We start from the raw sequence: 25865 nt of genomic DNA on the forward strand, positions 1-25865 counted from the left end.
GCAGGAGAGATGCGTGCTCACGAAACTGGGAATTAAAGGCCGCGTGCTATTGCTGACCCTATTGCCGACCACTCTGATGGCCTTGGTCCTGGGCGGCTATTTCACCTGGATGCAGCAATCGGACCTGCAAACCCAACTGATGCAGCGCGGTGAAATGATCGCCGAACAGCTCGCACCTCTGGTCGCTCCGGCCCTGAGCCACAAGGACAATGAACTGCTGGAGCGCATCGCTACCCAGTCGCTGGAAACAGCCGACGTTCGCGCAGTGACTTTCCTCGCCCCCGACCGCACGCCGCTGGCCCATGCCGGCCCGACCATGCTCAATCAGGCGCCCATGGGCAACGGCTCGCAGATGCTGCGCCGCAGTGGCAACGATGCCACGCGCTACCTGCTGCCGGTGTTCGGTAAACACCGCAACCTGGCCGGTGACTTGATTCCCGAAGAAGCCGATCGCCTGCTGGGCTGGGTCGAACTTGAGCTGTCCCACAACGGCATGCTGCTGCGCGGCTACCGCAGCCTGTTCGCCAGCCTGCTGCTGATCGGCGGGGGCCTGGCCGGTGCGGCGCTGCTGGCATTGCGCATGGGTCGCACAATCAATCGACCAATCAGCCAGATCAAACTGGCGGTGGCGCAACTCAAGGACGGTCACTTGGAAACCCGCCTGCCACCACTTGGCAGCCAGGAACTGGATGAGCTCGCGTCCGGCATCAACCGAATGGCCGGTACGTTGCAAAACGCTCAGGAAGAATTGCAGCACAGCGTCGATCAGGCCACCGAAGACGTGCGCCAGAACCTGGAAACCATCGAGATCCAGAACATCGAGCTGGACCTGGCGCGCAAGGAAGCGTTGGAAGCGAGCCGGATCAAATCCGAGTTCCTGGCCAATATGAGCCATGAAATCCGCACGCCGCTCAACGGCATTCTCGGCTTTACCCACCTGCTGCAAAAAAGCGAACTGACCCCGCGCCAGCTCGATTATCTGGGCACCATCGAGAAATCCGCCGACAGCCTGCTGGGGATCATCAACGAGATCCTCGACTTCTCGAAAATCGAGGCCGGCAAACTGGTGCTCGACAACATCCCGTTCAACCTGCGCGACCTGCTGCAAGACACCTTGACCATCCTCGCCCCGGCCGCCCACGCCAAACAGCTTGAACTGGTGAGCCTGGTGTACCGCGACACGCCGTTGTCGCTGGTGGGCGATCCGCTGCGACTCAAGCAGATCCTCACCAATCTGGTGAGCAACGCGATCAAGTTCACCCGCGAGGGCACCATCGTCGCCCGCGCGATGCTTGAAGAAGAGCATGAAGACAGCGTGCAACTGCGCATCAGCATTCAGGACACCGGCATCGGCCTGTCCAACCAGGACGTGCGTGCGCTGTTTCAGGCGTTCAGCCAAGCCGACAATTCGCTGTCGCGCCAGCCGGGGGGCACCGGCCTCGGGCTGGTGATTTCCAAGCGGTTGATCGAACAGATGGGTGGCGAGATCGGTGTCGACAGCACGCCGGGAGAAGGCTCGGAATTCTGGATCAGCCTCAGTTTGCCCAAAACCCGCGATGACGCCGAAGACCTGCCCGGCCCGCCGTTGCTCGGGCGTCGCGTGGCGGTGCTGGAAAACCATGAACTGGCGCGTCAGGCATTGCAGCATCAATTGGAAGATTGCGGCCTCGCGGTGACGCCGTTCAACACCCTGGAAAGCCTGGCCAATGGCGTAACCGGTGCGCATCAGACCGATCAGGCGATCGACCTGGCGGTGCTCGGCATCACCAGCAACGACATGCCGCCCGAGCGCCTCAACCAGCACATCTGGGACCTCGAACACCTGGGCTGCAAAGTGCTGGTGCTGTGCCCGACCACCGAACAGACGCTGTTTCACCTCTCGGTGCCCAATCCGCACAGCCAGCTGCAGGCCAAACCAGCCTGCACCCGCAAACTGCGTCGGGCACTGTCCGACCTGGTCAACCCGCGCCAGCAGCGCAGCGAGCCCGGCGAGCCGGTGTCGAGCCGCGCGCCAAAAGTGCTGTGCGTCGACGACAACCCGGCCAATCTGTTGCTGGTGCAAACCCTGCTCGAAGACATGGGCGCCAAGGTTCTTGCGGTGGAAAGCGGTTACGCGGCGGTCAAAGCGGTGCAAACCGAAACCTTTGATCTGGTGCTGATGGACGTGCAAATGCCCGGCATGGATGGACGCCAAAGCACCGAAGCGATTCGCCAGTGGGAAACCGAACGGCACTGCACGCCGTTGCCCATTGTCGCCCTCACCGCCCACGCCATGGCCAACGAAAAACGCGCCCTGTTGCAAAGCGGCATGGACGATTACCTGACCAAACCGATCAGCGAGCGGCAACTGGCGCAAGTGGTGCTGAAGTGGACCGGCCTGGCGTTGCGCAATCACGGGCCGGAGCGTTCCAGCGACAGCTTCGGCGGCGCTCATGAGTTGCAGGTGCTCGACCACGACGAAGGTTTGCGCCTGGCCGCCGGCAAAGCCGATCTGGCGGCGGACATGCTGGCGATGTTGCTGGCGTCCCTGGAAGCGGACCGCGAGGCGATTCGTGTTGCTCGTGAAACCAATGACCACAACGCCCTGATCGAGCGGGTTCACCGCTTGCACGGCGCGACGCGTTATTGCGGTGTCCCGCAACTGCGGGCCGCCTGCCAGCGCAGCGAAACCCTGCTCAAGCAACAGGACCCCAAAGCCACCGGCGCGCTGGAAGAACTCGACCGCGCGATCAATCGCCTGGCCGCCCACGCCCGTATCAACGCTTGATGCAGCGCAATGGCGCTGTAACCATAATCGCTAGACTCCCCCCTGTAGGAGCTGTCGAGTGAAACGAGGCTGCGATCTTTTGATCTTGCTTTGCTTTTTGATGAGATCGCAGCCTCGCCAAGGCACGACAGCTCCTAATAAAGCGTGATCGAGTTATCCAGGAGGACCGCATGCGCACGATTCTATTCAGCAGCCAGACCTATGATCGCGACAGCTTTATGAGCTGCGATCTGCCCGCCGGTATCGAACTGCAGTTTCAGTCCGCACGGCTGAGCCTCGATACCGTGGCGCTGGCCGATGCTCACGAGGTGGTCTGCGCCTTTATCAATGATGACCTCAGCGCCCCGGTGCTCGAACGTTTGGCGGCGGGTGGCACACGTCTGGTCGCCCTGCGCTCGGCCGGCTACAACCACGTTGATCTGACGGCGGCAAAGCGCTTGGGGCTTTCGATTGTGCGAGTTCCGGCCTATTCGCCGCATGCCGTGGCCGAGCACGCGGTGGCGCTGATCCTGGCACTCAATCGCCGCTTGCACCGCGCCTACAACCGCACTCGCGAAGGGGATTTCAGCTTGCACGGGCTGACGGGGTTCGATTTGGTGGGCAAGACCGTCGGCGTGGTCGGCACCGGACAGATCGGCGCGACCTTCGCCAAAATCATGAACGGCTTCGGCTGCCAGTTGCTGGCCTACGACCCTTATCCGAATCCTCAGGTCGAGGCCCTCGGCGCTCGCTACCTCAGCTTGCCGCAACTGCTGGCCGAGTCGCAGATCATCAGCCTGCACTGCCCGCTGAATGAGCAGAGCAAACACTTGATCAACGGCGAATCACTTGCGCACATGCAACCCGGCGCCATGTTGATCAACACCGGACGCGGCGGTCTGGTGGACACGCCAGCGCTGATCGACGCACTGAAGGACGGTCAACTGGGTTATCTGGGACTGGATGTGTATGAAGAAGAGGCGCAGTTGTTCTTCGAGGACCGGTCCGACTTGCCGCTGCAAGACGATGTGCTGGCGCGGTTATTGACCTTTCCGAACGTGATCATCACTGCGCACCAGGCCTTCCTGACCCGCGAAGCCCTGGCGGCGATTGCCACGACGACCTTGCAGAACATCGCAGCGTGGGCCGCCGGGACGCCGCAGAACCGGGTCGAGGGCTGAGTGCTCTCAGGCCTTGGACAACAGGATCATCAGCCCCAGCCAGCCGAAGCCCAGCAGACGCTGCCCCACTGAATGCCCGCGACGCAGCAGGAAACAGACAAAAAACGGCGGCATGAAGAAAATCATCAGTTTCAGCCAGAGCTCTACCGGACGCGGCCCGTTGAGAACCGGTGTTGGTGTCGCGGCCTGAACCTCTGCAGGGCCCTGGGTTTTGCGTTTGCGTCCAAATGCAGCCGGGGTCACTCTCGCCACTTTCTCATCCGCTGGCAAACGCCCGAATGAAAGCGGTGCTGGCCCAGGCGCTGGCGTCGATGTGGTCGCTTGCACCGTTCCTGCCGGTGCACCGCAATGAATGCAAGCAGGCGCCGTGGAGCTGATGCTCTGCTTGCACTCGTAACATTCGATTAACGCCATGTCCGTTCCTTAGAGATGCAAAAGCGGCAGTTTGCCATGAGTCAGTGGGTAATTTGAACCTGATCGAAGGTCATCTGCCCACGCGATGCTGCGTGCAGGCCCGTGATAGCATACCGCGCATATTTGGAGGACCCATGGTCGAACACGATTTCCGCTACAGCCTGATGAACCCGCAACACACCCTCACCGAATGCCGCGCCCTCGTGCCGGGGCGTTATCAAGTCACCGGCAACGGCGGCTCGATTCGTAATAATGACGTGCTGGTCGTGACCCTCAAAGGTGCCAAGGACTTGTCCATGCGCCTGACCGTTGAAACGGTTCGCCACTTGATCAATCCGCCAGGCCAATGGGTCGCAGTGGCCAGTGGTCCGGTGTTCGGCGAATTGGCAATCCACACCTGGAAAGTCAATTGCGACAGCTGCGCCAAAGAGTTGAGTTTCGAGTTCGCGGTCGACGCCAAGCTGGGCAACAAGGCTGAAAAACCGGCGGCCACCGCGCGGATTGCCGAGCTGGGCTGGACCACCGCTGGCGAGAAGCACCTGTGCCCGAAATGCCAGGAGCCCGCGTAATGAAACGCCTCGCTCTGCCCGCAATCGTTGGTGCCACCCTGATGGGCTGCGCTGCCGAACCGGTACAACTTGAACAAAATCGCAGCTACATTCTGGAATGGATCGGCGAACGTCCGCTGATGGATTACAGCCACCTGACCATCACCCTGGGTGATGACGGTCGGGCCTACGGTAATGGCGGCTGCAACCATTGGTTCGCGCCGTACACGCTTGACGGCGAGAAGCTGAGCTTCGGCAAGATCGGCAGCACGCGCAAGTTGTGTGCGCCGGCAGTCATGGAGCAGGAACAGCGCTTCTTGCAGGCGCTGGAAGGCGTGCAGCGCTGGGACGTATCGCCGATCGAGCAGATGCGTTTCTGGCCGGCCGAGGGCAAGCCGTTGCGCTGGTGGCTTGAAGAGGGTTGATTGTTTAGCCCTAAAAGATCGCAGCCTCGTTTTACTCGACAGCTCCTACAAGGGTTTCGCATTCCACCTGTAGGAGCTGTCGAGTGAAGCGAGACTGCGATCTTTTGCTTTCAGTTCTTCGCCTGCAACGCCTCAAGCTTGGCCATCACCCCCGCCGCTGTCTGTTCGCCCATCAGTTGTTCACGCACCTTGCCCCGGTTATCGATGATGTACGTCACCGGCAGTGCCTCGCTGCGTGGCAATTCAAAAAGATCGGCCGGGTCCGACGCCAGCACCGTGAACTTGATCCCCAGTTTTTCACTGGCGCTTTTCAACTCTTCGCCCTGCACATTGTCGAAATTGACCCCGAACACACCGATCTTTTTGTCTTTCAGCTGTTCGGCCAGCGCATTCAACTCCGGAATCTCGGTCCGGCACGGACCACACCATTCGGCCCAGTAGTTGAGCACCACCCATTGTTTGTCCAGGCGTTCGGCGGCGACTTTGTGGCCATTCTGGTCGATGCCATAGTCGTTGCCGCAGCCCCCCAGCATCAACGCGCCAATGATTGCCAATGCCGCTGCCAGTCGCCTTGTCATGTCGAGTTCCTTGTTCAAAATTGAATGCGCCTGCAACCCATCGCCTCGCAAGGTTCTGGATTACGCGCTGCCCAGTTAGAATAGCCGCCACCTTACGCAAGATGCGACCCGCACATGACCGATCTGACGCTTTATCACAATCCGCGCTGCTCGAAATCCCGCGGTGCGCTCGAACTGCTCGAAGCCCGTGGCCTGGCCCCGACCGTGGTCCGTTACCTGGAAACGCCGCTGGACGCCGCGCAAATCCAGAGTCTGCTGACCAAACTCGGCATCAGCGCCCGACAACTGCTGCGCACCGGTGAGGAGGAGTACAAAACCCTCAACCTGGCCGACGCCAGCCTGAGCGAGGCGCAATTGATCGCTGCCATCGCCGCTCACCCCAAACTCATGGAGCGACCGATCCTGGAAGTCGGCGACAAAGCCATCATCGGCCGTCCGCCGGAGAATGTGCTGGAGTTGCTGCCGTGAGCGCACCGTACATTCTGGTTCTGTATTACAGCCGCAGCGGCTCGACCAATGAAATGGCGCGCCAGATTGCCCGTGGTGTCGAACAGGCCGGAATGGAAGCGCGGTTGCGCACCGTGCCGGCGATCTCCACCGAATGTGAAGCTGTGTCGCCGGACATTCCCGACGAAGGCGCGCTGTACGCCAGCCTCGACGACTTGAAAAACTGCGCGGGCCTGGCCTTGGGCAGCCCGACCCGTTTCGGCAACATGGCGGCGCCGCTCAAGTACTTTCTCGATGGCACCAGCAACCTGTGGCTGACCGGCGCTCTGGTGGGCAAACCGGCTGGCGTCTTCACCTCGACCGCAAGCCTGCACGGTGGCCAGGAAACCACGCTGTTGTCGATGATGCTGCCGTTATTGCACCACGGCATGCTGATCACCGGCCTGCCCTACAGCGAATCGGCCTTGCTGGAAACCCGTGGCGGCGGCACGCCTTACGGCGCCAGCCATCACGCCGGGGCCGATGGCAAACAGGGATTGAATCAGCATGAAGTCGCACTGTGCCGGGCGTTGGGCCTGCGGCTGGCGAAGACTGCACTGAAGCTGGAGGGCTGACATGGCGAAGAAGCCGAAGATTCTGCCCGCCATCGAATGGCTCGAACCGCGAGTCCGGGCGATGCGGGTTGTCAGCCTGCTGTGCTTTTTCGGCCTGGTGGGGTTGTTGTGCGTCTACTACCTGCTGGTCGCCGACCTGCATGGCGCGCGGCCGTGGGTAATTCTGCTGATCGAGCTGGTGCCCCTGCTGTTATTGGCGCCGGGAATGATTATCGGCAGCGCACGCGGGCATTCGTGGATGTGTTTTGTGGTGAACCTGTATTTCATCAAGGGCGCGTTGGCCGCCTATGACCCGAACCGGCAGCTGTTCGGTTTGCTGGAGATGGGCGCAAGCCTGGCGGTGTTTTGCTCGGCGTTGCTGTATGTGCGGTGGCGGTTTCAGTTGAATCGCAAGCTCGCCGGCGAAGGCGAAACCTCCGTCGCCTGACACACCGCTATCGCGGGCAAGCCCGCTCCCACAGGTTTTTGAGTTGATCACACCGTTGTGTTTCAACAGAGATCATGTGGGAGCTGGCTTGCCTGCGATGCAGGCGACTCGGTCTTAATGATTGACGGTGTACGCGAGCATCATCGAAATCTGGCTCATCGCCCGCCCGCCGCTCTGCTCATGCCACTGGTTGAACACATCCTGCACCAACGCCAGATCGCGCAGACTGGTCGGCACCTTGTCGACGATCTTCTGCGCGTTCAACGCCGCGACCACGTCGTAGCTCGGTACAAACGTGTCCTTGCCGACCATGCGCAAGAAGCGCGGCGCCGACAACCCGCCCAATTGATGCCCGCGCTTTTTCAGGAAGGTCCACAAGCCGACGATATCGGTCACCGGCCAATCGGCGATCAACTCGCCAAAGCTGCCCTTTTCATGGGCCACATCCAAAATGAACTGCGCATTGCGCGGCACGCTCTTGAGCTTGCCCAAGTGGCGAATGATCCGCGCGTCCTGCATCAGGCGCTCCAGGTGCTCGGCGCTCATCAGCACGACTTTTTCCGGATCGAACTTGAAGAACACTTCTTCGAAGGCCGGCCACTTGGCGTCTACCAGGCTGTGCTTGAGGCCGGCGCGGAACACGCGCAGCGCCATGGTCGAGAGGTAGCGATCATCGCTGATCTTGCGCAATTGCGCCGGGGTCTTGGGAACGGGCAGATGGGCTTCCAGTTCAGCCGCCGAACCGAAGCGGTTCAGACAGTATTCGTGCAGCCACTTGTAATCGCGCATGCCCTCTCCAGATGAATAAGTGAAATAGACCCATGTGGGAGCCAGCCTGCTGGCGATGGCGGTGGGTCAGTCAACAATGATGTGTCTGACCCACCGCCATCGCCAGCAGGCTGGCTCCCACAGTGATTGTGTTTAGAGGTTCACTACGTTGACGAACCGCGACGCGGCGGTTTCGTCGATACGCAGGTTGGTGAAGTCGAACAGGTTGCGGTCCGCCAGTTGCGACGGGATGACGTTTTGCAAGCTGCGGAAGATGCTTTCGGTGCGGCCCGGGGTCTTGCGCTCCCACTCCTGCAACATCTCCTTGACCACCTGGCGCTGCAGGTTTTCCTGAGAACCGCAAAGATTGCACGGAATGATCGGGAATTGCTTTAAGTCCGAGTAGGCCTGGATATCTTTTTCGTTGCAGTAGGCCAGCGGGCGGATCACCACGTTGCGGCCATCGTCGGCGCGCAACTTGGGTGGCATGGCTTTGAGCGAGCCATTGAAGAACATGTTGAGGAAGAACGTCTCGACGATGTCGTCGCGGTGGTGACCGAGGGCCATTTTGGTCGCGCCGATTTCGTCGGCGAAGGTGTAGAGCGTGCCGCGACGCAGGCGTGAGCACAACGAGCAGGTGGTCTTGCCTTCCGGGATCAGCTCCTTGACCACCGAATAGGTGTCTTTCTCGACGATGTGGTACTCGATACCCAGGGTTTTCAGGTACGCCGGCAGCACTTCTTCGGGGAAGCCTGGCTGTTTCTGGTCCATGTTCACGGCCACTATTTCAAACTTGATCGGCGCGACCTTCTGCAAGTGCAGCAGCACGTCGAGCATGGTGTAGCTGTCCTTGCCCCCGGACAGGCAGACCATGACCTTGTCGCCGTCTTCAATCATGTTGAAATCGGCAACAGCTTCACCGGCCTGACGGCGCAGACGCTTTTGCAGTTTGTTCTGGTTGACCGTGAGTGTGCCCATGACGCGAATCCGTGAGTGTGACGAAAGGCCGGCATTTTACGCAAAAACCGGTCACGGGCGAAGAGCCCCCGATCCCCGGTGGGTGGTGACAGACCCTGCGGCGATTAACGCAGGTGTTTACAGCGCGATTTGCTCTAACGCCCCCGCACCTGCGCCGTAAAGACCTTTCTATACTGCGACATAAGGTCGCTGACATATCCAGACCTATTACTTACTTGGCCACTTTGGCCTGTAGGCGCTCCACTGGGGGGCGACGGTAAAAACAAGAGGAGTGACTGGCATGATCCATCACGTAGTGGGGCTCTTCACCCACCCCGACCAGGAATGGAAACAAATCCGTGGCGACCAAGAGGAAAGCATCAGCCACATGTACCTGACTCACACGCTGATTCTGGCGGCGATCCCTGCCGTGTCGGCATTTATCGGCACCACTCAGGTCGGCTGGGTCATTGGCAGCCGGGCACCGGTGATGCTGACCCATGAAAGCGCGCTATGGATGACGATCATGTCGTACCTGGCGATGCTCGGCGGTGTCGCGGTGATGGGCGCATTCATCCACTGGATGGCCCGCACGTATGACGCCAATCCGAGCCTGGCCCGTTGTGTTGCGTTTGCGACCTATACCGCGACACCGCTGTTCATTGGCGGTCTGGCGGCGCTGTATCCACACATGTGGCTGGGGATGATCGTCGGGACGGCGGCCATCTGCTACACCGTTTACCTGCTGTATGTGGGCTTACCAACCTTCATGAACATTCCATCGGACGAGGGATTCCTGTTTTCCAGTTCAGTGCTTGCCGTAGGCCTGGTGGTGCTGGTGGCCATCATGGCGTTTACCGTTATTGTCTGGGGACTCGGCGTGGGGCCGGTCTATACCAATTAGCAACTCACCCACTAATAACCAGATCTGCCAATACAGGCCGCCGCAAGGCGGCCTTCTAATGCCCAAGCACAAAGAAGGTGACGACCACTCGGCACATCGACGATTCGCAAGGCCCCGGCCTTGCGGCATACTCGACGTCTCTGGAGATCCATCAAGCATGCCCGAGCAACTCAATACCCGCGTCGAAGACTGTTACCAACTCGCCGAATCCTTTTTCAAACGAACTTTCAAACGCCCCGTGGTGAGCCTCAAGCTGCGCGGTCAAAAAGCCGGTGTCGCGCATTTGCACGAGAACCTGCTGCGCTTCAATCCTCAGTTGTACCGGGAAAACACCGAAGACTTCCTCAAGCAGACCGTGGCCCATGAAGTCGCGCACCTGATCGCCCATCAACTGTTCGGCGACCGCATCCAGCCGCATGGCGAAGAGTGGCAACTGATCATGCGCGGCGTTTATGAATTGCCGCCTAACCGCTGCCACACCTACGACGTCAAACGCCGCAGCGTGACGCGCTATATCTATAAATGCCCGTGCGTCGACAGTGACTTTCCGTTCTCGGCCCAGCGCCATAGCCTGGTGCGGCAAGGACGCCGTTATTTGTGCCGCAGATGCCGCAGCACGTTGGTGTTTAGCGGGGAGATGCGGGTCGAGTAACCGCACGATCGTTCCCACGCTCCTGCGTGGGAATGCCGCCATGGACGCTCTGCGTCAACTTACGACTTTCGCTGCTCGCAATTCCTCAATCCGCTGTGCGCTAAACCCCAACTCCGCCAACACCTGATCCGTATGCTGCCCCAACGACGCGCCCACATGCCGGGGTTCTGGCAATCCATCTGAAAACTTCAACGGGCAGGCCATCTGTGCCTGGGTCGAACCATCCCCACGCGGCACCTCAGTCACCAGCTCACGCGCCTTGAGCTGCGGATGCCGCACCGCCTCGCTCAGGCTCAATACCGGTTCGACACACGCATCGAGTTCGGCAAACAGGGAGCACAACTCGGCAAAGTCGTGCTTCTCGAATTCAGTTTTCAGCGCTTCCTTGAGCTTCTTTTGCTGGGACGGCTGAGGCGACAAGCCCAGCGCCGACAGTTCCTCCAGCCCCAACGCCGTACACAATTGCTTCATGAAGCCCGGCTCCAGACTGCCCACCGATAACCAGCGCCCGTCCCGCGAGCGGTAATAGTCGTAGAAGCTGCCGCCATTGAGCATTTGATCTTCCCTGCCCGGCTCCACGCCGCAGGCCAGGTACCCGGCGCCCGCCATGGCGTTCAGGCTGAAGGCGCAGTCGGTCATGCTCACGTCCAGGTGCTGCCCCACCCCGGTTTGTTGCCGGGCGATCACTGCTGCCAGCAGGCCGATGACCCCATGCAGCGAACCGCCGGCGACGTCCGCCACCTGCATGCCCAGCGGCAACGGCCCGCTGTCGGCGCGACCGGTGTAGCTCGCCAACCCTGCCAACGCCAGATAATTGATGTCATGGCCGGCGCGATCCTTGTAGGGGCCGGTCTGCCCGTAGCCGGTGATCGACACGTAGATCAGCCTCGGATTGATCGCCTTCAACGCTTCATACCCCAGCCCCAGCCTTTCCATCACGCCGGGACGGAATTGCTCCAGCACGATGTCGTAGTCCGCCAGCAGCTGCTTGATCACCTCTAGCGCCTCGGGTTGCTTGAGGTCCAGCGCCAGGCTGCGCTTGTTGCGGTTGAGGTAGGCGTGGCTGGCGGACACGCCATGATCGTGCGGCGGCAATACCCGTAACAGGTCCATGCGGGTCGGCGATTCGATGCGCAAGACCTCGGCGCCCATGTCCGCCAGCAATAACGAGGCAAATGGCCCCGGCAGCAGTGTCGAGAAATCCAGAACCTTGAGTGATGCCAGTGGACCGAGCATGAGCAATCTCCGTGAGCGATGCTTCAAGCCTAGGCAGGCAATGGCATTGCAGCAATCACTTGAAGTGTCAGCGACTGTGACCGTTACGCTCAAATCCCGGGCATGAAAAAACCCGCCGAAGCGGGTTTCTTCATTGCAGCAAGTCTTACTTGACGTTGCTTGGGGTAGCGCCTTCGGCTACGCCCAGGTCGTCTTCAACGCGTTCGTCGGAGATACCACGACCGCCAGAAGCCAGTTCTGCGTGCATCACGTCAACGTCCAGCTCCTTGACCCACTTGGCCACAACCAGAGTAGCAACAGCGTTACCCACCAGGTTGGTCAGTGCGCGAGCTTCGGACATGAAGCGGTCGATACCCAGAATCAGCGCCAGACCGGCAACCGGCAGGTGGCCAACGGCGGACAAGGTAGCGGCCAATACGATGAAGCCCGAACCGGTCACGCCGGCAGCGCCTTTGGAGGACAGCAGCAACACCACCAGCAGGGTGATCTGGTGCGTGATGTCCATGTGGGTGTCGGTTGCCTGAGCAATGAACACCGCCGCCATGGTCAGGTAGATCGCAGTACCGTCGAGGTTGAACGAGTAACCGGTCGGGATCACCAGACCCACCACGGATTTCTGCGCGCCCAGGCGTTCCATTTTGATCAGCATGCGTGGCAGTACCGATTCCGAAGAAGAAGTACCCAGCACGATCAGCAGTTCTTCACGGATGTAGCGAATCACTTTCAGCACGCTGAAACCGTGAGCGCGAGCGATACCGCCCAGCACGACCAGTACGAACACGACGCAAGTGATGTAGAAGCAGGCCATCAGTTGACCCAGTTGCACCAGCGAACCCACACCGTAGGCACCGATGGTGAACGCCATGGCGCCCAGGGCACCGAGTGGCGCGAGCTTCATGATCATGTTGATGATGTTGAACATGACGTGGGCGAAGCGATCGATGAAGTCCAGGATCGGCTTGCCGTAGGCACCCAGGCGATGCAGGGCGAAACCGAAGATCACCGAGAACATCAGCACTTGCAGGATATCGCCGGTGGCGAATGCGCCGAAGATGGTGTTCGGGATCACGTTCAGCAGGAAGCCAACGACGCTTTGATCAGCACCGGCGGCTACGTATTGAGCGACTTTGGAGGCATCCAGCGTGGTCACGTCGATGTGCATGCCGGCGCCCGGCTGCACGATGTTGACCACCACCAGACCGACCAGCAATGCAATGGTCGACACGATTTCGAAGTACAGCAGCGCGTAACCGCCGGTCTTGCCGACCGACTTCATGCTCTGCATGCCCGCGATACCGCTGACGACGGTGCAGAAGATGATCGGGGCGATGATCATTTTGATCAGTTTGATGAACCCGTCACCCAGCGGCTTGAGGGCCACACCGGTCTGTGGGTAGAAGTGACCGACCAGGATGCCGATAGCGATGGCAACGATCACCTGGAAATACAGGGATTTGTACAGTGGCTGACGAGTCGTCATTGCAAAGTTCCTCAAGAGTGCCCGGTGACAACATCCATCTGTTGCCCTGAACACTTCAATTGCGAACCCTCCTGCACTGGAGGGATTTGTTTTGTCGAGCTGCGCAACGGCAAGCATCTGCCAGTTGTATCGCAAGGCCCGTGCCACCTTCTGCAAAATCCCCGCAAGCCTTTTGACATCAGGGGTTACAGCTTTTCCATGCCACCCATCGGCAAGAACAATGTGGCGGATTTCCGCCCATCGACCAGAACCCGTCCTGCAATTTGGCGGATATCCGCCTTGTTCATCGTCGTGCACCGCGGCTACCATCCGCCGTTCAATGGACGGACCTGCCTCCTATGCGTGAACGCACCATCGCCAGTCATTTCGCCCGTGCCGCCCTCGGTGGCGCAAAACGCCTTGGGTATGACTGTTCCAATCTGTTGCAACAACTGGGAATCAGCACCGAGTTGCTGGATGAGCCGCGCGCGCGTATTGCCCCTGAGCAGTTCACCCGTTTGATCCAGGGTTTGTGGCTGGCACTGGACGACGAATACCTCGGCTTCGGGCCGGTGCCCAGCAAAACCGGGACCTTCGCGATGATGTGCCATGCCGTGATTCACTGCCGCAATCTGGAAAAAGCACTGCATCGCGGCTTATTATTTTATAGCCTATTCCCCGACGGCCCGCGTCTGACCCTGACCCGCGAAGATGAAATGATCCGCCTGAGCCTCGACGATTCGAAGTTCCAGGACCCGGACCATTTCCTGACCGAAAGCCAATTGATGGTGTGGCATCGCCTCGGCAGCTGGCTGATCGGTCAGCGTATCCGGCTGGAACAGGTGACCTTCAGTTACCCAAAGCCCGAGCACGGCGCCGAATACGACTTGCTGTTCCCCTGCCCCATGGTGTTTTCCTCGGCGCAGAGCAGCCTGCTGTTTCACAGTCGTTACTTGAACATGCCGTTGTTACAGGACGAGCGCACCCTCAAGCACTTCCTTGAACACTCCCCCGCCGACCTGCTCTCGCGCCCGGATGACGGCGACAGCCTGAGTAGCCAGTTGCGCCGCTTGCTCAGCCGCGACAGTTCACGCTGGCCGGACCTGGAAGCCGTGGCGGCACACCTGCACATCAGCCCGCAGACCCTGCGCCGGCACTTGCGTGAAGAAGGGTCGAGTTTTCAGGAATTGAAGGATCAGTTGCGCAGGGACATTGCGATTTATCACTTGGGCCGGGCGGATCTGTCGTTGCAACAGATTGCCGAGCAGCTAGGGTTTTCCGAACCTTCGGCGTTTCACCGGGCGTTCAAGAAATGGACCGGGGTGACGCCAGGGGCTTACCGCGCACAAGAGAACTGAAGACCCACTGATCGTTCCCACGCTCTGCGTGGGAATGCAGCCCGGGACGCTCTGCGTCCCTTTCGGGAGCTGGAACGCGGAGCGTCCCTTGAGGCATTCCCACGCGGACGGTTCGACGCCTCGACGTGGGAACGATCATTTAGCCAGTCGCATTCTGCGGATCAAGCCTGTCCAGCATCCGGTTCACCGCCAGCTCACCGAGCATCACGACTTGCTGGATCCCCAACACCGTGTGGCGATGGGAACCCTCGATCAATCCCGCGAAATTACTCAGCATTACGCTCGCCGACGCCAGGGATTCACAGGCGTTGACCAGCAGCGTTTCGTCGTCGGTGTCGGGGCCGACGAAGTAGACAGTGCTGGGTTTGCGCGGCGCTTCATTGAGCGTGGCGGGTTTGAGGTAGTAGTCGAGCGCGCGGTCGGCGGCTTCGTTGAATTTTTTCGAATCGGTGGATTCGTAGGGGGAAACGTCGTCGGCGTCGGGTGGGTTGGGTGTGTTTTTGAACATGCTTGAATCTCCGTGATTGGTGGAGCCACCACGACCTATCGCTAAACAAGTAAAAGGTGGCGGCTGTACGCAGGTTAGCGATCCGGGACACAGAAACCCCGGGTAGACCCGAAGGTCTCCCACGCACAGCCACCATTAAGCGAATTGCAGTCAGTGAAAACTGCAATCAATCTTGGGCGTTTTTGCGTCTGTGTATGGGGCGGATCGCTAAACCCGATCGCTGATTCGTCAGCGACCCGCAAACGATAGAGTCCACGCCCCAGGCGCACAAGCCAGCGGATTCTGGCGTAGCCGTAGGTTACGGCGCAAGGATGTGTAGCCTGAGTGAGTGTCTGGAGATGTGTTTTAAACAGCGCTGTTTAAAATCAAAAGATCGCAGCCTCGTTGCACTCGACAGCTCCTACAGGCGCACGCAAATCTCTGTAGGAGCTGTCGAGTGCAACGAGGCTGCGATCTTTTCGGCCACGCGCTGATATCAAACCACCGGAAAATGAATCCGGAACGCCGCCCCGCCCATCGGCGAATCCCCCAGCGTCAGCTTGGCGCTGTAGCTCTCGATGATGTCCTTGACCACCGCCAGGCCAATGCCCTGACCCGGATGTTGCCGGTCCAGGCGCTCCCCGCGTTCAAGAATGCGTGCCCGCTGGTCCGGCGGTACGCCCGGCCCGTCATCTTCAACGCACAACTCAACCCCGCTTAACGTTTCACGCACGCTGATGCGCACTTCGCCAAGGCAGAGTCGGTAGGCGTTTTCCAGCAGGTTGCCCATCATTTCCAGCAAGGCGCCCTGCTCGATCGGCACGTAACAAGGGTCCGGCAGATCGAAAGCGACGCGCACGGGCTTGTCGCGGTAGACCTTGTCCAGCGTGTCGCACAGGCTTTGCAGCACTGGGCGCAGGCGCACCTGATGGCGCACCAGACCGCTTTTGCGCAGGCTGGCACGTTGCAGTTGATAGCTGATCTGCTGGCTCATGCGTTCGATCTGGTTTTGCAAAACCCGCGCTTGATCGCGGTCTTGCGGGCGTTTGGCCATGTCTTCACTGACGCCTTGCAGCACGGTCAGAGGGGTTTTCAGGCTGTGGGCCAGGTCGTCGAGCGAGTCGCGGTAGCGGCTGCGCTGTTCGCGTTCGCTGTGCAGCAAACGGTTGAGGGAACCGGTCAGGCGCAGCAGTTCGCGTGGGTGTTGTTCGGTGAGGCTTTCGCGGGCGCCGCTTTCGATTTCGTCGAGCTCCTGACTGAGCCGGCGCAAGGCCTGCAAACCCCAGGTCAAACCGATCCACAGCAAGGCGAGCAGAACCAGCAATGCGGCACCAAAACCGAGGTAGAGATTTTCGCGCAAGCCTTCGAGGGTCGCTTCGTATTCGCGCACCGGTTGCAGCGCAACGAAGCTGAATGCTGCATTTTTGCCGCCGAGCAGTTTGACTTCGACGTCGTAGACGAAGAACTCCTGACCATTGGCTTCGCGAATGCGCGCAAATTCGCTGCCGAGTCCGTCGTAGCGCGGTTTGTAGTTGAGCATTTCTTCGCGGGTGGCTCTGGAACGCCACACCAGATGCCCTTCACGGTCGTAAATGTAGCCGAGCAAGCGGCTGTCGGTCAGGTTGAAGCGTTCATCGGGCAACTGCACGGGCATTTGCAGGGTGTTGTTTTCCACCCGCGCAGCGGAGATCAGCGTGGTGACGTCCGACGCCAGGCGCTGCTCGATGGAATCCTGTAACGCGAGGCTGAACGCGCCCTGCATCGCGGGCAGCAACGCCAGCATGAACAACACCGCCAGCAAGGTGGCGGCGAGCATCAAACGGACACGAAGGGATCGAATCAAGTGCAGCGCTCATTGAACAGGTAGCCGAGGCCACGCACGGTGTCGATCGGTTTGAAACCGGTCGGGCCTTCGAGTTTGCGGCGCAGACGGCCGACCAGCACTTCGATGACGTTCGGATCGCGCTCATCGTCGTCCGGGTAAAGTTGCTCCATCAGGCGATCCTTGGCCACCACTTGCTGGTGATGACGCATGAGGTATTCCAGGATCCGGTATTCGTACGCGGTCAGGGCCAGCGGTTGTTCGTCGAGGGTGGCCTGTTTGCGATTGAGGTCCAGCAACAGCGGCCCCGCGACGATGGTCGACTGTGTAAAACCGCTGGAGCGGCGCAGCAAGGCGTTCAGGCGTGCGTCGAGTTCCTCGAACTGGAACGGCTTGACCACGTAATCGTCGGCGCCGGCAGCGAGTCCTTCGACTTTGTCCTGCCAGTTGCCGCGTGCGGTGAGGATCAGGATCGGGAAGGTATTGCCGCGTGAGCGCAGCTGACGAATCAAATCAAGCCCCCCCATGCCGGGCAGGCCGAGGTCGATCACCGCCAGGTCATGGTTGAATTGCTCGGTCTGGTAGAGCGCTTCTTCAGCATTGGCCACGGACTCGACCACATGGCCGCTGTCCGTCAGGCGTGTTTGCAGGTGATGACGCAACAGCGCTTCATCTTCAACGACCAGCAGTTTCATAACGCGCTCCTAGGCAAATCAACATCTCCAAAGCATGGTTTCGCCAGTCAGGTAAGCGGCGCAACCTGTGGGAGCGGCCGTGGCGCCGCCGAATAATGGGATGCGACCGACCACTGGGTGGAACAGATCGTAGCTGCCCAGCAGGTTTACCTGATGCAGTTTAATGCCATTGTGTGAGCCCGACACATTGTCGTTCAGGGCGTGGGACTTTTTGACCTTGTCGCCGGTCTGTCCAAGAGTAAATTAGCTTTCTGGACACGGAACAAGGTTACGCATCCCACCCTGAACGCACTCTGAACATAAACTGAATCTCATCCACCCGACGGTTTTGATGACTTTATTGCAGGAGATCCGACCATGCGTGTTTGCCTCGCCCTCCTATTACTGGCCTTGAGCGGGCTCAGCCAAGCCGCGATCAAGACTCAGGAAATTCCCTATCAGAGCCCTGACGGCACCCAGCTTATCGGCTATTACGCTTACGACGACGCCATCAAAGGTCAACGACCTGGCGTGGTGGTGGTGCACGAATGGTGGGGGCTCAATGACTACACCAAACGCCGCGCCCGCGACCTGGCTGGCCTGGGCTACAGCGCCCTGGCCATCGACATGTATGGCGAGGGCAAGAACACCGAACATCCCAAAGACGCCATGACCTTCATGCAGGCAGCGCTCAAAGACAGTGCCGCGTCCAGCGCGCGCTTTCAGGCCGGGCTCGATTTGCTGAAGAAACAGGCGCAGACCGACCCGAATAAAATCGCCGCCATCGGTTACTGCTTCGGTGGCGGCGTGGTGCTGAATGCGGCGCGCCAAGGCGTGCCGCTGGCCGGCGTCGTGAGTTTCCACGGCGCGCTGGCGACCCAGACGCCAGCGACACCGGGGAGCGTAAAGGCGAAAATCCTCGTGGAGCATGGCGCTCTGGACAGCATGGTGACGGCGGACAATGTGGCGGCGTTCAAGGCTGAAATGGACAAGGCCGGGGCTGACTACAAGTTCGTCAGCCTTGAAGGCGCCAAGCACGGGTTCAGTAATCCGGATGCGGATCGCTTGAGCCATGGCGATCATGCCGGGCCGGACATTGGCTATAACAAAGCGGCGGATGAAAAATCCTGGGCGGACATGCAGGCGTTCTTCAAGAAGATTTTTGGCTGACACACTGATCGTTCCCACGGTCCCCGTGGGAATGCCTCAAGGGACGCTCCGCGTTCTAATGGGACGCGGAGCGTCCCGGGCTGCATTCCCACGCAGAGCGTGGGAACGATCATCTGAACCGTTGCACTACCCAGCACAAAGGCAACCCGGCAAAATGCCCGACATGACTTCCGTCCCCGCCCTACCCGCCTGCTGCACCCCACTCGATGCCCATTGGCCGCTGCCGTTTGTGCTGCCCGATACCGTGCTGTTGAGCACTCACTTCGATACCGCGCAACTGGCCAGCGATGATTTCCTGCGCAGCGCCATCGAGCCGCCGGCGAGCATTCAGCGCTCGGTCGCCAAACGTCAGGCCGAGTTTCTCGCCGGGCGTGTTTGCGCACGTGCCGCGTTGCAGCAGTTGGAAGGACAGAGTTTTACCCCGGCCATCGGTGAAGACCGCGCCCCGGTGTGGCCTGCGCATATCAGCGGCTCCATCACCCACAGCACCGGCCGTGCGGCGGCGATTGTGGCGAAAAAAAGTGATTGGCGCGGTTTGGGGATGGACCTGGAAAACCTGCTCAACCCTGAACGGGCCGAGCGCCTGGCCGGGGAAATCCTCACACCGGTGGAGATGCAGCGAATGGCGGCTGGTGCTCGCGATCAGTTGGCGCTGCTGGTGACGCTGACGTTTTCGGTGAAGGAGAGTTTGTTCAAGGCGCTGTATCCGATAGTCCAGCAGCGGTTTTATTTCGAGCATGCCGAAGTGCTGGAGTGGACCGAGGCCGGCGAGGTGCGGCTGCGCCTGCTGACGGACTTGTCCAGCGAGTGGCGCAACGGCACTGAGCTGGACGCGCAGTTTGGGATCAAGGATGGGCAGTTGTTGAGTCTGGTAAGCATCAAGGCCTGAGGATTTTCGGTGCGTGTACTGGCCTCATCGCGGGCAAGCCCGCTCCCACACGATCTACGCAGCACCTGAGATCCCTCTGGGAGCAGGCTTGCCCGCGATGAGGCCCTAAAGAACACCAACAATCTCAGCGCCTCTCCTGATTCCTCGGCCAACTCAGACTGAAACAAGCCCCGCCCAGACTCTTGCTCTTGCTGATCAACGCCCGCCCGTCATGCCAATGGATGATCCGTCGCACGATCGACAAGCCCAGACCATGCCCACCCGAGGCGCGAGTTCGGCTGTCATCAAGGCGCAGGAACGGCGTGAAGATTTTCTCCCATGCCGACTCCGGCACGCCCGGTCCATCATCTTCGATGTCCACCCTGCAACGCTGTTGCCCGACCTGATAACTGACGGTTACCCGTGACGAAGCATGGCGCATGGCATTGCTCACCAGGTTCTGCATTGCCCGGTGTAGATAGCGCGGCTCGGCTTCAACCCAGGCGTCATCGCAATCGGCAGCCGACAAACACAAGCCACGCTGCACGGTGACATCGGCGCGCAATGGCGCCAGCTCCTCGATCACCTGACTCACCAGCGCATCCAGATCGATCCGCTGAAAATTCAGCGCCGGCGAGCCCTGCTCCAGCCGCGCGTACGTGAGCATTTCGTCGACCAGTTTGTCGAGGTCCTCGATGTCATGGTCCATGCCTTCAAGGTATTTCTCCAGAGCCTGCGGCGTGGTGGCCGAGCCGATCATCTCCAGGCCAAAACGCAGGCGCGCCACCGGTGTGCGCAATTCGTGGGACACCGCGCGCACCAGCTCCCGCTGGATCGCCAGCAACTGCTGCAAGTGCTCGGCCATGCCGTTGAACGCCGAGGCCAGGCGCCCCACCGAATCGGCGCCGCGTGCCGGCACACGGGTTTCCAGGCTGCCCTTGGCGATGCGCGTGGCGGCGGCTTCGAGGCCACGCAAGCGGCGCTCCAATTGACGCACCAACAGATAGACGATCAAACCGATCAGGCTCAAACCCAGGGCCGCGATCAGCACCAGCCATTCCGGCGGATACGGATTCATCTGATACAGCGGGCCGATCTCCAGCACCCACGGCGTGCCGACCATGCCGGCGAATACCCGGATCGAATCGCCGCCCTTGCCCAACGCCATCACCGTGTCGCCCTCGGCGATGCGGCGGCTCTGGTCCTCGTCCATGTCCGCCTGGTCGACGGTGACCAGGCGCAGGTCGAAACCAAAGCCCTTGTCTTGTTTCAACTGCGCCAGACGCTTGGGCTGTTCGGCCACCGGTACGCGCACCAGTTCGTCGGCCAACAGATAAATGGTGGCCCGCGCCAGTTGCTCGCTGATCTGCTGGACCTCACCCGTGAGGACAAGCTGTTCCTTTTCGCTGACCAGACGATAAACCTTCGCCGCATGCGGGCCGGTTTGTTCCACCAGCGCCTGGCCGCGCAGTACACGGGTGCGCTGGGTCAGGTCGAGGTCGGTCTGGGCAAAGGTGTTCAATGCCAATGGAATGCCGAGCAAGCGTTCCCACACCAGCAACGCCCGGTGGCGCTCGGTATCGTTCATCGGTTGCAGGTTGTCGGCCATCAGCGAAAAGGTGCCGTGGGCCAGGCGCTCGCGGTATTGCTCGCTGCGCACCTGGTTGAGCAAATGCAACGCCAGCACGCCCAGCACAGCCACCAGAATGAGCGCCGCGCACATGCCGCCGTAGATGCGCAGGAAGATCGAGTTCACGGGTTGCAGGCTTCCGGAACGAACAGATACCCCTTGCTGCGGATGGTTTTGATCAGTCGCGGATGATCCGGGTCGTCGCCGATTTTGGGACGGATGCGCGAGATGCGCACATCGATGGAGCGATCCTGGCCGTCATAGCCGATTCCGCGCAGCGCGGTGAAAATCTCTTCCCGGGACAGGATTCGGCCAGCGTTGGCCACCAGCAACCACAGCAGGTCAAACTCAGCGCTGGTCAGCTCGATGCCGCTGTCATTGAGCCAGGCCTCGCGCAATGCGTTGTCCACCACCAGCGGACCGAACTGCAGGCGCCGTTGCTTTTCCGGGGCCACCTCAGGGGTTTCACTGCGGCGCAACAGCGCCTGGATACGCGCCAACAACAGGCGCGGACGCACCGGTTTGCACACGTAATCGTCGGCACCCAGGTCGAGGCCAAGAATTTGATCGGTATCGTCGGTGCGGGCGGTGAGCATCAGGATCGGGCCGTCATACTTGTCGCGCACCTTGCGGCAGATGCTCAGGCCGTCTTCGCCCGGCAACATCAGGTCGAGAATCACCAGGTCCGGCTTCTCGTTGATGATGCGCGCAGCGGCCAGCGCACCATTGCCTTCGATCGACACGCGCAGGCCATTGGCTTCCAGGTATTCGCGGGTCAGTTCGGCCAGACGCTGGTCGTCCTCCACAATCAATACCTGCCAGGCTTCTTGCTCCACGGTGACCTCTGCTTGCCAACAACACTTAATAAGGAAGGATCCGCCCGTCTTTTTGTAATGATTGGGGAGGATAAGAATGCATACACACTGGCCGATTGTATAAACGCCGAACGCCGAGAACACAAGCCGGCAAATGCGTTCGGACAACCGGGTTTTTTGTGATAGGGTTCGCGCCCTTAAAAATCCGAATGACTGTTTTCGATCGCTGAAAATCAGTGGAAAACCATCCGCTCCAGCTAGGTCGCGGCCTACACGCCCGTTCCACGTTTCACACACAATTTACGCACAGGTTTATCCACAGGTAGTACGTTGCAACACCCTCCAAAACGCATTATCTTGTACCTCGGCGCGAAAAAAACCCTACATGTAGGGTTTTAGCTTAAAAGCCCAACCACATTTCAGACCTGAAACTCAAGCGCTTTATTGCGTGTTCAAGGTTGAACCAAGCACGAATTTACAAGCCCAAACCGCGTGCGCGGATGGCACCGTTTTTCCAGGCCTGAACGGTCAGAACGGTACGGGTGTTGCAGTCATAACTGGCACCCCTGAAAGGAATCCGGCTTCGAGCGCAGGCTCGCCGCCAAAGACTTCGGCAAGGAAGCGGCATCATTAGCCTTTTTCCTACTGTCCCGAAGTTGTTATACCCGGCACCTCGTCGGTTGTAGTGCTTCAGGACAGAACGGTGGGCACCGTGATGGTGCCCAAACAAACATAGAGAATGTGGAGACAACCCCCCATGCAAACCGACACAACTCGCGAGAACCCGCAGGGCACCTTGCCGCAGGCCGCTGATTCGACTTCGGATCTGTCCGCCACCGCGCCTGGTCAGCTGCGCGTGATCAAGCGTAACGGCACTGTCGTTCCTTACACCGATGACAAGATCACCGTCGCGATCACCAAAGCGTTTCTCGCAGTTGAAGGCGGCACCGCTGCCGCCTCGTCGCGAATCCATGACACCGTTGCCCGCCTGACCGAACAAGTCACCGCGACCTTCAAGCGTCGCATGCCATCGGGCGGCACCATCCACATCGAAGAAATCCAGGACCAGGTCGAACTGGCCCTGATGCGTGCCGGCGAGCAGAAAGTGGCTCGCGACTACGTGATCTACCGTGACGGCCGTTCGAAAGAACGCGCTGCCCACGCCCCGGCCGAGCAAGCAGTCAACGCTCATCCGTCGATCCGCATCACCCGCGCCGATGGCACCTTTGCTCCGCTGGACATGGGCCGCCTGAACACCATCGTCACCGAAGCGTGCGAAGGCCTGGAAGAGGTCGACGGCGACCTGATCCAGCGCGAAACCCTGAAAAACCTGTACGACGGCGTGGCCCTGACCGACGTCAACACCGCTCTGGTGATGACCGCCCGTACGCTGGTCGAGCGCGAGCCGAACTACTCGTTCGTCACCGCCCGCCTGCTGATGGACACCCTGCGTGCCGAAGGCCTGAGCTTCCTGAACGTTGCCGAAAGCGCGACCCACCACGAAATGGTCGACCTGTACGCCAAGGCCCTGCCTGCGTACATCGCCAAGGGTATCGAGTTCGAATTGCTGAACCCGGTCCTGGCCACCTTCGACCTGGAAAAACTCGGCAAGGCGATCAACCACGAGCGTGATCAGCAGTTCACGTACCTGGGCCTTCAAACCCTGTACGACCGTTACTTCATCCACAAGGACGGTATCCGCTTCGAACTGCCGCAGATTTTCTTCATGCGCGTGGCCATGGGCCTGGCGATCGAAGAGAAGAACAAGGAAGACCGTGCGATCGAGTTCTACAACCTGTTGTCGTCCTTCGACTACATGTCCTCGACCCCTACCCTGTTCAACGCCGGCACCCTGCGTCCACAGCTGTCGAGCTGCTACCTGACCACCGTGCCGGATGACCTGTCCGGCATCTACCACGCGATCCACGACAACGCCATGTTGTCCAAATTCGCTGGCGGCCTGGGCAACGACTGGACGCCTGTTCGTGCGCTGGGTTCTTACATCAAGGGCACCAACGGCAAATCCCAGGGCGTTGTACCGTTCCTGAAAGTAGTGAACGACACCGCCGTCGCCGTTAACCAGGGTGGCAAGCGCAAAGGCGCTGTCTGTGCCTACCTGGAAACCTGGCACATGGATATCGAAGAGTTCATCGAGCTGCGCAAGAACACCGGTGATGATCGTCGTCGTACCCACGACATGAACACCGCCAACTGGATCCCTGACCTGTTCATGAAGCGCGTCTTCGATGACGGCAAGTGGACTCTGTTCTCGCCATCCGAAGTGCCGGACCTGCACGACCTGACCGGCAAGGCTTTCGAAGAGCGTTACGAGTACTACGAAGCCCTGACCGAGTACCCGGGCAAGGTCAAGCTGTTCAAGACCATCCAGGCCAAAGACCTGTGGCGCAAAATGCTGTCCATGCTGTTTGAAACCGGCCACCCTTGGCTGACCTTCAAAGACCCGTGCAACCTGCGCAGCCCGCAGCAGCACGTGGGCGTGGTCCACAGCTCGAACCTGTGCACCGAGATCACCTTGAACACCAACAAGGACGAGATCGCCGTTTGCAACCTGGGCTCGATCAACCTGCCGAACCACATCGTCAACGGCAAGCTGGACACCGCCAAGCTGGAACGCACCGTGAACACCGCCGTTCGCATGCTCGATAACGTGATCGACATCAACTACTACTCGGTGCCGCAAGCGAAGAACTCCAACTTCAAGCACCGTCCGGTCGGCCTGGGCATCATGGGCTTCCAGGACGCGCTGTACCTGCAGCACATTCCTTACGGTTCCGACGCTGCCGTCGAGTTCGCCGACAAGTCGATGGAAGCGGTCAGCTACTTCGCGATCCAGGCTTCCTGCGACCTGGCCGACGAGCGCGGCGCCTACGAGACGTTCCAGGGTTCGCTGTGGTCCAAAGGCATCCTGCCGCTGGACTCGCAACAGATCCTGATCGAACAGCGTGGCCAGAAGTACATCGATGTTGACCTGAACGAATCCCTGGACTGGGCACCGGTTCGCGCCCGTGTACAGAAAGGCATTCGTAACTCCAACATCATGGCCATCGCACCGACCGCGACCATCGCCAACATCACTGGCGTCTCGCAGTCGATCGAACCGACCTACCAGAACCTCTATGTGAAATCGAACCTGTCGGGCGAATTCACCGTGATCAACCCGTACCTGGTTCGCGACCTGAAGGCTCGCGGTCTGTGGGACGCGGTCATGATCAACGACCTGAAGTACTACGACGGTTCGGTGCAGCAGATCGAGCGCATTCCGCAAGAACTCAAAGAGCTCTACGCGACTGCTTTCGAAGTGGACACCAAGTGGATCGTTGACGCGGCCAGCCGTCGTCAGAAGTGGATCGACCAGGCTCAATCGCTGAACCTGTACATCGCGGGTGCATCGGGCAAGAAGCTGGACGTGACCTACCGCATGGCTTGGTACCGTGGCCTGAAAACCACTTACTACCTCCGTGCCCTGGCCGCGACCAGCACCGAGAAGTCGACCATCAACACCGGCAAGCTGAACGCTGTTTCCAGCGGCGGCAACCACGGTGAAGATTCGGTCCTGGCAGCTCCTGCCGGTCCGGCGCCAGTGCCTAAGGCCTGCGCGATTGACGAGCCGGATTGCGAAGCTTGCCAATAAGCTGAGTCGGTGAGCGCTGAAAGGCGCTGACTC

24 protein-coding genes are annotated in these 25865 nt (G+C 60.0%); 13 read left to right on the plus strand and 11 right to left on the minus strand.

Translation table 11 applies throughout. The features are described 5' to 3' along the window. Positions 1–13 precede the first annotated feature (13 nt). Both BLQ41_RS27455 and BLQ41_RS27460 read left to right on the plus strand, forming a co-directional pair. The gene (locus BLQ41_RS27455) at positions 14–2767 is read left to right on the plus strand and encodes a response regulator (RefSeq protein ID WP_090186934.1); all 2754 of its coding nucleotides are present in this window, start codon (positions 14–16) and stop codon (positions 2765–2767) included. Between the two features lie 170 nt (positions 2768–2937). After that, a complete protein-coding gene (locus BLQ41_RS27460; protein ID WP_090186938.1) occupies positions 2938–3927 on the plus strand; it encodes a 2-hydroxyacid dehydrogenase in 990 nt (329 codons plus the stop codon). Between the two features lie 6 nt (positions 3928–3933). On the opposite strand, the gene BLQ41_RS27465 is transcribed toward BLQ41_RS27460, so the two are convergent. After that, a complete protein-coding gene (locus tag BLQ41_RS27465; RefSeq protein ID WP_090186940.1) occupies positions 3934–4341 on the minus strand; it encodes a hypothetical protein in 408 nt (135 codons plus the stop codon). 134 nt (positions 4342–4475) lie between these two features. Here BLQ41_RS27465 and BLQ41_RS27470 point away from each other — a divergent pair, with 134 nt between their 5' ends. Together BLQ41_RS27470 and BLQ41_RS27475 are read left to right on the plus strand one after the other, a co-directional pair. Further along, positions 4476–4910 (plus strand): hypothetical protein, encoded by a 435-nt coding sequence (locus BLQ41_RS27470; RefSeq protein WP_090186943.1) that lies wholly within the window; start codon positions 4476–4478, stop codon positions 4908–4910. Then, positions 4910–5314, plus strand: a complete 405-nt coding sequence (locus tag BLQ41_RS27475) for an META domain-containing protein (protein WP_090186946.1) — start codon at positions 4910–4912, stop codon at positions 5312–5314. Before BLQ41_RS27470 ends, BLQ41_RS27475 begins: the two co-directional genes overlap by 1 nt. 110 nt (positions 5315–5424) lie before the next feature. On the opposite strand, the gene BLQ41_RS27480 is transcribed toward BLQ41_RS27475, so the two are convergent. Next, a complete protein-coding gene (locus BLQ41_RS27480; RefSeq protein ID WP_090186949.1) occupies positions 5425–5892 on the minus strand; it encodes a TlpA disulfide reductase family protein in 468 nt (155 codons plus the stop codon). Positions 5893–6006: 114 nt separating this feature from the next. Here BLQ41_RS27480 and arsC point away from each other — a divergent pair, with 114 nt between their 5' ends. The 3 genes from arsC to BLQ41_RS27495 are packed head-to-tail and all read left to right on the plus strand — an operon-like array spanning position 6007 to position 7380. Then, the gene (gene arsC, locus BLQ41_RS27485; protein ID WP_090186951.1) at positions 6007–6360 is read left to right on the plus strand and encodes an arsenate reductase (glutaredoxin); all 354 of its coding nucleotides are present in this window, start codon (positions 6007–6009) and stop codon (positions 6358–6360) included. Then, entirely contained in the window at positions 6357–6953 is a 597-nt protein-coding gene (gene wrbA / locus BLQ41_RS27490; protein ID WP_090186954.1) for an NAD(P)H:quinone oxidoreductase, read from the plus strand. The genes arsC and wrbA overlap by 4 nt, the downstream gene beginning before the upstream one ends. 1 nt (position 6954) lies before the next feature. Continuing rightward, on the plus strand, positions 6955–7380 hold the full coding sequence (locus tag BLQ41_RS27495; protein WP_090186957.1) for a DUF2069 domain-containing protein: 426 nt from the start codon (positions 6955–6957) through the stop codon (positions 7378–7380). 114 nt (positions 7381–7494) lie between these two features. Here BLQ41_RS27495 and BLQ41_RS27500 read toward each other — a convergent pair whose 3' ends face one another. Beyond that, a complete protein-coding gene (locus BLQ41_RS27500; RefSeq protein ID WP_090186959.1) occupies positions 7495–8169 on the minus strand; it encodes a DNA-3-methyladenine glycosylase I in 675 nt (224 codons plus the stop codon). 132 nt (positions 8170–8301) lie between these two features. Further along, complete coding sequence (gene ttcA, locus BLQ41_RS27505) at positions 8302–9126, minus strand: tRNA 2-thiocytidine(32) synthetase TtcA (protein WP_090186962.1); 825 nt, start codon at positions 9124–9126, stop codon at positions 8302–8304. Positions 9127–9406: 280 nt separating this feature from the next. Between ttcA and BLQ41_RS27510 the strand changes: the two genes are divergently transcribed. Together BLQ41_RS27510 and BLQ41_RS27515 are read left to right on the plus strand one after the other, a co-directional pair. Then, positions 9407–10009: a Yip1 family protein gene (locus tag BLQ41_RS27510; protein WP_090186965.1), complete on the plus strand. Its 603-nt coding sequence runs from the start codon at positions 9407–9409 to the stop codon at positions 10007–10009. 157 nt (positions 10010–10166) lie between these two features. After that, positions 10167–10661, plus strand: a complete 495-nt coding sequence (locus tag BLQ41_RS27515; RefSeq protein ID WP_090186968.1) for a SprT family zinc-dependent metalloprotease — start codon at positions 10167–10169, stop codon at positions 10659–10661. 54 nt (positions 10662–10715) lie between these two features. On the opposite strand, the gene BLQ41_RS27520 is transcribed toward BLQ41_RS27515, so the two are convergent. Both BLQ41_RS27520 and BLQ41_RS27525 read right to left on the minus strand, forming a co-directional pair. Beyond that, positions 10716–11897, minus strand: coding sequence for a CaiB/BaiF CoA transferase family protein (locus BLQ41_RS27520; protein ID WP_090186971.1), 1182 nt, complete (start codon positions 11895–11897; stop codon positions 10716–10718). Between the two features lie 145 nt (positions 11898–12042). After that, positions 12043–13377, minus strand: coding sequence for a dicarboxylate/amino acid:cation symporter (locus BLQ41_RS27525; protein WP_090186974.1), 1335 nt, complete (start codon positions 13375–13377; stop codon positions 12043–12045). Positions 13378–13715: 338 nt separating this feature from the next. Between BLQ41_RS27525 and BLQ41_RS27530 the strand changes: the two genes are divergently transcribed. Beyond that, on the plus strand, positions 13716–14714 hold the full coding sequence (locus BLQ41_RS27530; protein WP_090186977.1) for an AraC family transcriptional regulator: 999 nt from the start codon (positions 13716–13718) through the stop codon (positions 14712–14714). Positions 14715–14853: 139 nt separating this feature from the next. On the opposite strand, the gene BLQ41_RS27535 is transcribed toward BLQ41_RS27530, so the two are convergent. The 3 genes from BLQ41_RS27535 to BLQ41_RS27545 form a co-directional block, all read right to left on the minus strand. Next, positions 14854–15222 (minus strand): DUF6124 family protein, encoded by a 369-nt coding sequence (locus BLQ41_RS27535; RefSeq protein ID WP_090186979.1) that lies wholly within the window; start codon positions 15220–15222, stop codon positions 14854–14856. A 475-nt stretch (positions 15223–15697) separates the two neighbouring features. Next, positions 15698–17044, minus strand: a complete 1347-nt coding sequence (locus BLQ41_RS27540; RefSeq protein ID WP_090186982.1) for an ATP-binding protein — start codon at positions 17042–17044, stop codon at positions 15698–15700. Beyond that, positions 17041–17718, minus strand: coding sequence for a response regulator (locus BLQ41_RS27545; RefSeq protein ID WP_090186985.1), 678 nt, complete (start codon positions 17716–17718; stop codon positions 17041–17043). Before BLQ41_RS27545 ends, BLQ41_RS27540 begins: the two co-directional genes overlap by 4 nt. 357 nt (positions 17719–18075) lie before the next feature. Here BLQ41_RS27545 and BLQ41_RS27555 point away from each other — a divergent pair, with 357 nt between their 5' ends. Together BLQ41_RS27555 and BLQ41_RS27560 are read left to right on the plus strand one after the other, a co-directional pair. Beyond that, positions 18076–18867: a dienelactone hydrolase family protein gene (locus BLQ41_RS27555; RefSeq protein ID WP_090186988.1), complete on the plus strand. Its 792-nt coding sequence runs from the start codon at positions 18076–18078 to the stop codon at positions 18865–18867. 163 nt (positions 18868–19030) lie between these two features. After that, entirely contained in the window at positions 19031–19756 is a 726-nt protein-coding gene (locus BLQ41_RS27560) for a 4'-phosphopantetheinyl transferase family protein (RefSeq protein WP_197678905.1), read from the plus strand. Between the two features lie 124 nt (positions 19757–19880). Here the strand turns inward: BLQ41_RS27560 and BLQ41_RS27565 are convergent, their stop codons facing one another. Both BLQ41_RS27565 and BLQ41_RS27570 read right to left on the minus strand, forming a co-directional pair. After that, the gene (locus BLQ41_RS27565; RefSeq protein ID WP_090186994.1) at positions 19881–21491 is read right to left on the minus strand and encodes an ATP-binding protein; all 1611 of its coding nucleotides are present in this window, start codon (positions 21489–21491) and stop codon (positions 19881–19883) included. Further along, positions 21488–22201: a response regulator gene (locus BLQ41_RS27570; RefSeq protein ID WP_090186996.1), complete on the minus strand. Its 714-nt coding sequence runs from the start codon at positions 22199–22201 to the stop codon at positions 21488–21490. The genes BLQ41_RS27565 and BLQ41_RS27570 overlap by 4 nt, the downstream gene beginning before the upstream one ends. Positions 22202–22937: 736 nt before the next feature. Between BLQ41_RS27570 and BLQ41_RS27575 the strand changes: the two genes are divergently transcribed. Then, positions 22938–25832: a ribonucleoside-diphosphate reductase subunit alpha gene (locus BLQ41_RS27575; RefSeq protein ID WP_090186999.1), complete on the plus strand. Its 2895-nt coding sequence runs from the start codon at positions 22938–22940 to the stop codon at positions 25830–25832. Positions 25833–25865 lie beyond the last annotated feature (33 nt).

It is taken from the genome of Pseudomonas arsenicoxydans (assembly GCF_900103875.1).
Lineage (GTDB): Bacteria > Pseudomonadota > Gammaproteobacteria > Pseudomonadales > Pseudomonadaceae > Aquipseudomonas > Aquipseudomonas arsenicoxydans.

What these genes read in the sequence shown, in the direction of transcription:
- BLQ41_RS27460 (WP_090186938.1), top strand. Translation starts at nt 2,938, where the DNA reads ATGCGCACGATTCTATTCAGCAGCCAGACCTATGATCGCGACAGCTTT.
- BLQ41_RS27465 (WP_090186940.1), bottom strand. Translation starts at nt 4,341, where the DNA reads ATGGCGTTAATCGAATGTTACGAGTGCAAGCAGAGCATCAGCTCCACG.
- BLQ41_RS27470 (WP_090186943.1), top strand. Translation starts at nt 4,476, where the DNA reads ATGGTCGAACACGATTTCCGCTACAGCCTGATGAACCCGCAACACACC.
- BLQ41_RS27475 (WP_090186946.1), top strand. Translation starts at nt 4,910, where the DNA reads ATGAAACGCCTCGCTCTGCCCGCAATCGTTGGTGCCACCCTGATGGGC.
- BLQ41_RS27480 (WP_090186949.1), bottom strand. Translation starts at nt 5,892, where the DNA reads ATGACAAGGCGACTGGCAGCGGCATTGGCAATCATTGGCGCGTTGATG.
- arsC (WP_090186951.1), top strand. Translation starts at nt 6,007, where the DNA reads ATGACCGATCTGACGCTTTATCACAATCCGCGCTGCTCGAAATCCCGC.
- BLQ41_RS27495 (WP_090186957.1), top strand. Translation starts at nt 6,955, where the DNA reads ATGGCGAAGAAGCCGAAGATTCTGCCCGCCATCGAATGGCTCGAACCG.
- BLQ41_RS27500 (WP_090186959.1), bottom strand. Translation starts at nt 8,169, where the DNA reads ATGCGCGATTACAAGTGGCTGCACGAATACTGTCTGAACCGCTTCGGT.
- ttcA (WP_090186962.1), bottom strand. Translation starts at nt 9,126, where the DNA reads ATGGGCACACTCACGGTCAACCAGAACAAACTGCAAAAGCGTCTGCGC.
- BLQ41_RS27510 (WP_090186965.1), top strand. Translation starts at nt 9,407, where the DNA reads ATGATCCATCACGTAGTGGGGCTCTTCACCCACCCCGACCAGGAATGG.
- BLQ41_RS27515 (WP_090186968.1), top strand. Translation starts at nt 10,167, where the DNA reads ATGCCCGAGCAACTCAATACCCGCGTCGAAGACTGTTACCAACTCGCC.
- BLQ41_RS27520 (WP_090186971.1), bottom strand. Translation starts at nt 11,897, where the DNA reads ATGCTCGGTCCACTGGCATCACTCAAGGTTCTGGATTTCTCGACACTG.
- BLQ41_RS27525 (WP_090186974.1), bottom strand. Translation starts at nt 13,377, where the DNA reads ATGACGACTCGTCAGCCACTGTACAAATCCCTGTATTTCCAGGTGATC.
- BLQ41_RS27530 (WP_090186977.1), top strand. Translation starts at nt 13,716, where the DNA reads ATGCGTGAACGCACCATCGCCAGTCATTTCGCCCGTGCCGCCCTCGGT.
- BLQ41_RS27535 (WP_090186979.1), bottom strand. Translation starts at nt 15,222, where the DNA reads ATGTTCAAAAACACACCCAACCCACCCGACGCCGACGACGTTTCCCCC.
- BLQ41_RS27545 (WP_090186985.1), bottom strand. Translation starts at nt 17,718, where the DNA reads ATGAAACTGCTGGTCGTTGAAGATGAAGCGCTGTTGCGTCATCACCTG.
- BLQ41_RS27555 (WP_090186988.1), top strand. Translation starts at nt 18,076, where the DNA reads ATGCGTGTTTGCCTCGCCCTCCTATTACTGGCCTTGAGCGGGCTCAGC.
- BLQ41_RS27560 (WP_197678905.1), top strand. Translation starts at nt 19,031, where the DNA reads ATGACTTCCGTCCCCGCCCTACCCGCCTGCTGCACCCCACTCGATGCC.
- BLQ41_RS27575 (WP_090186999.1), top strand. Translation starts at nt 22,938, where the DNA reads ATGCAAACCGACACAACTCGCGAGAACCCGCAGGGCACCTTGCCGCAG.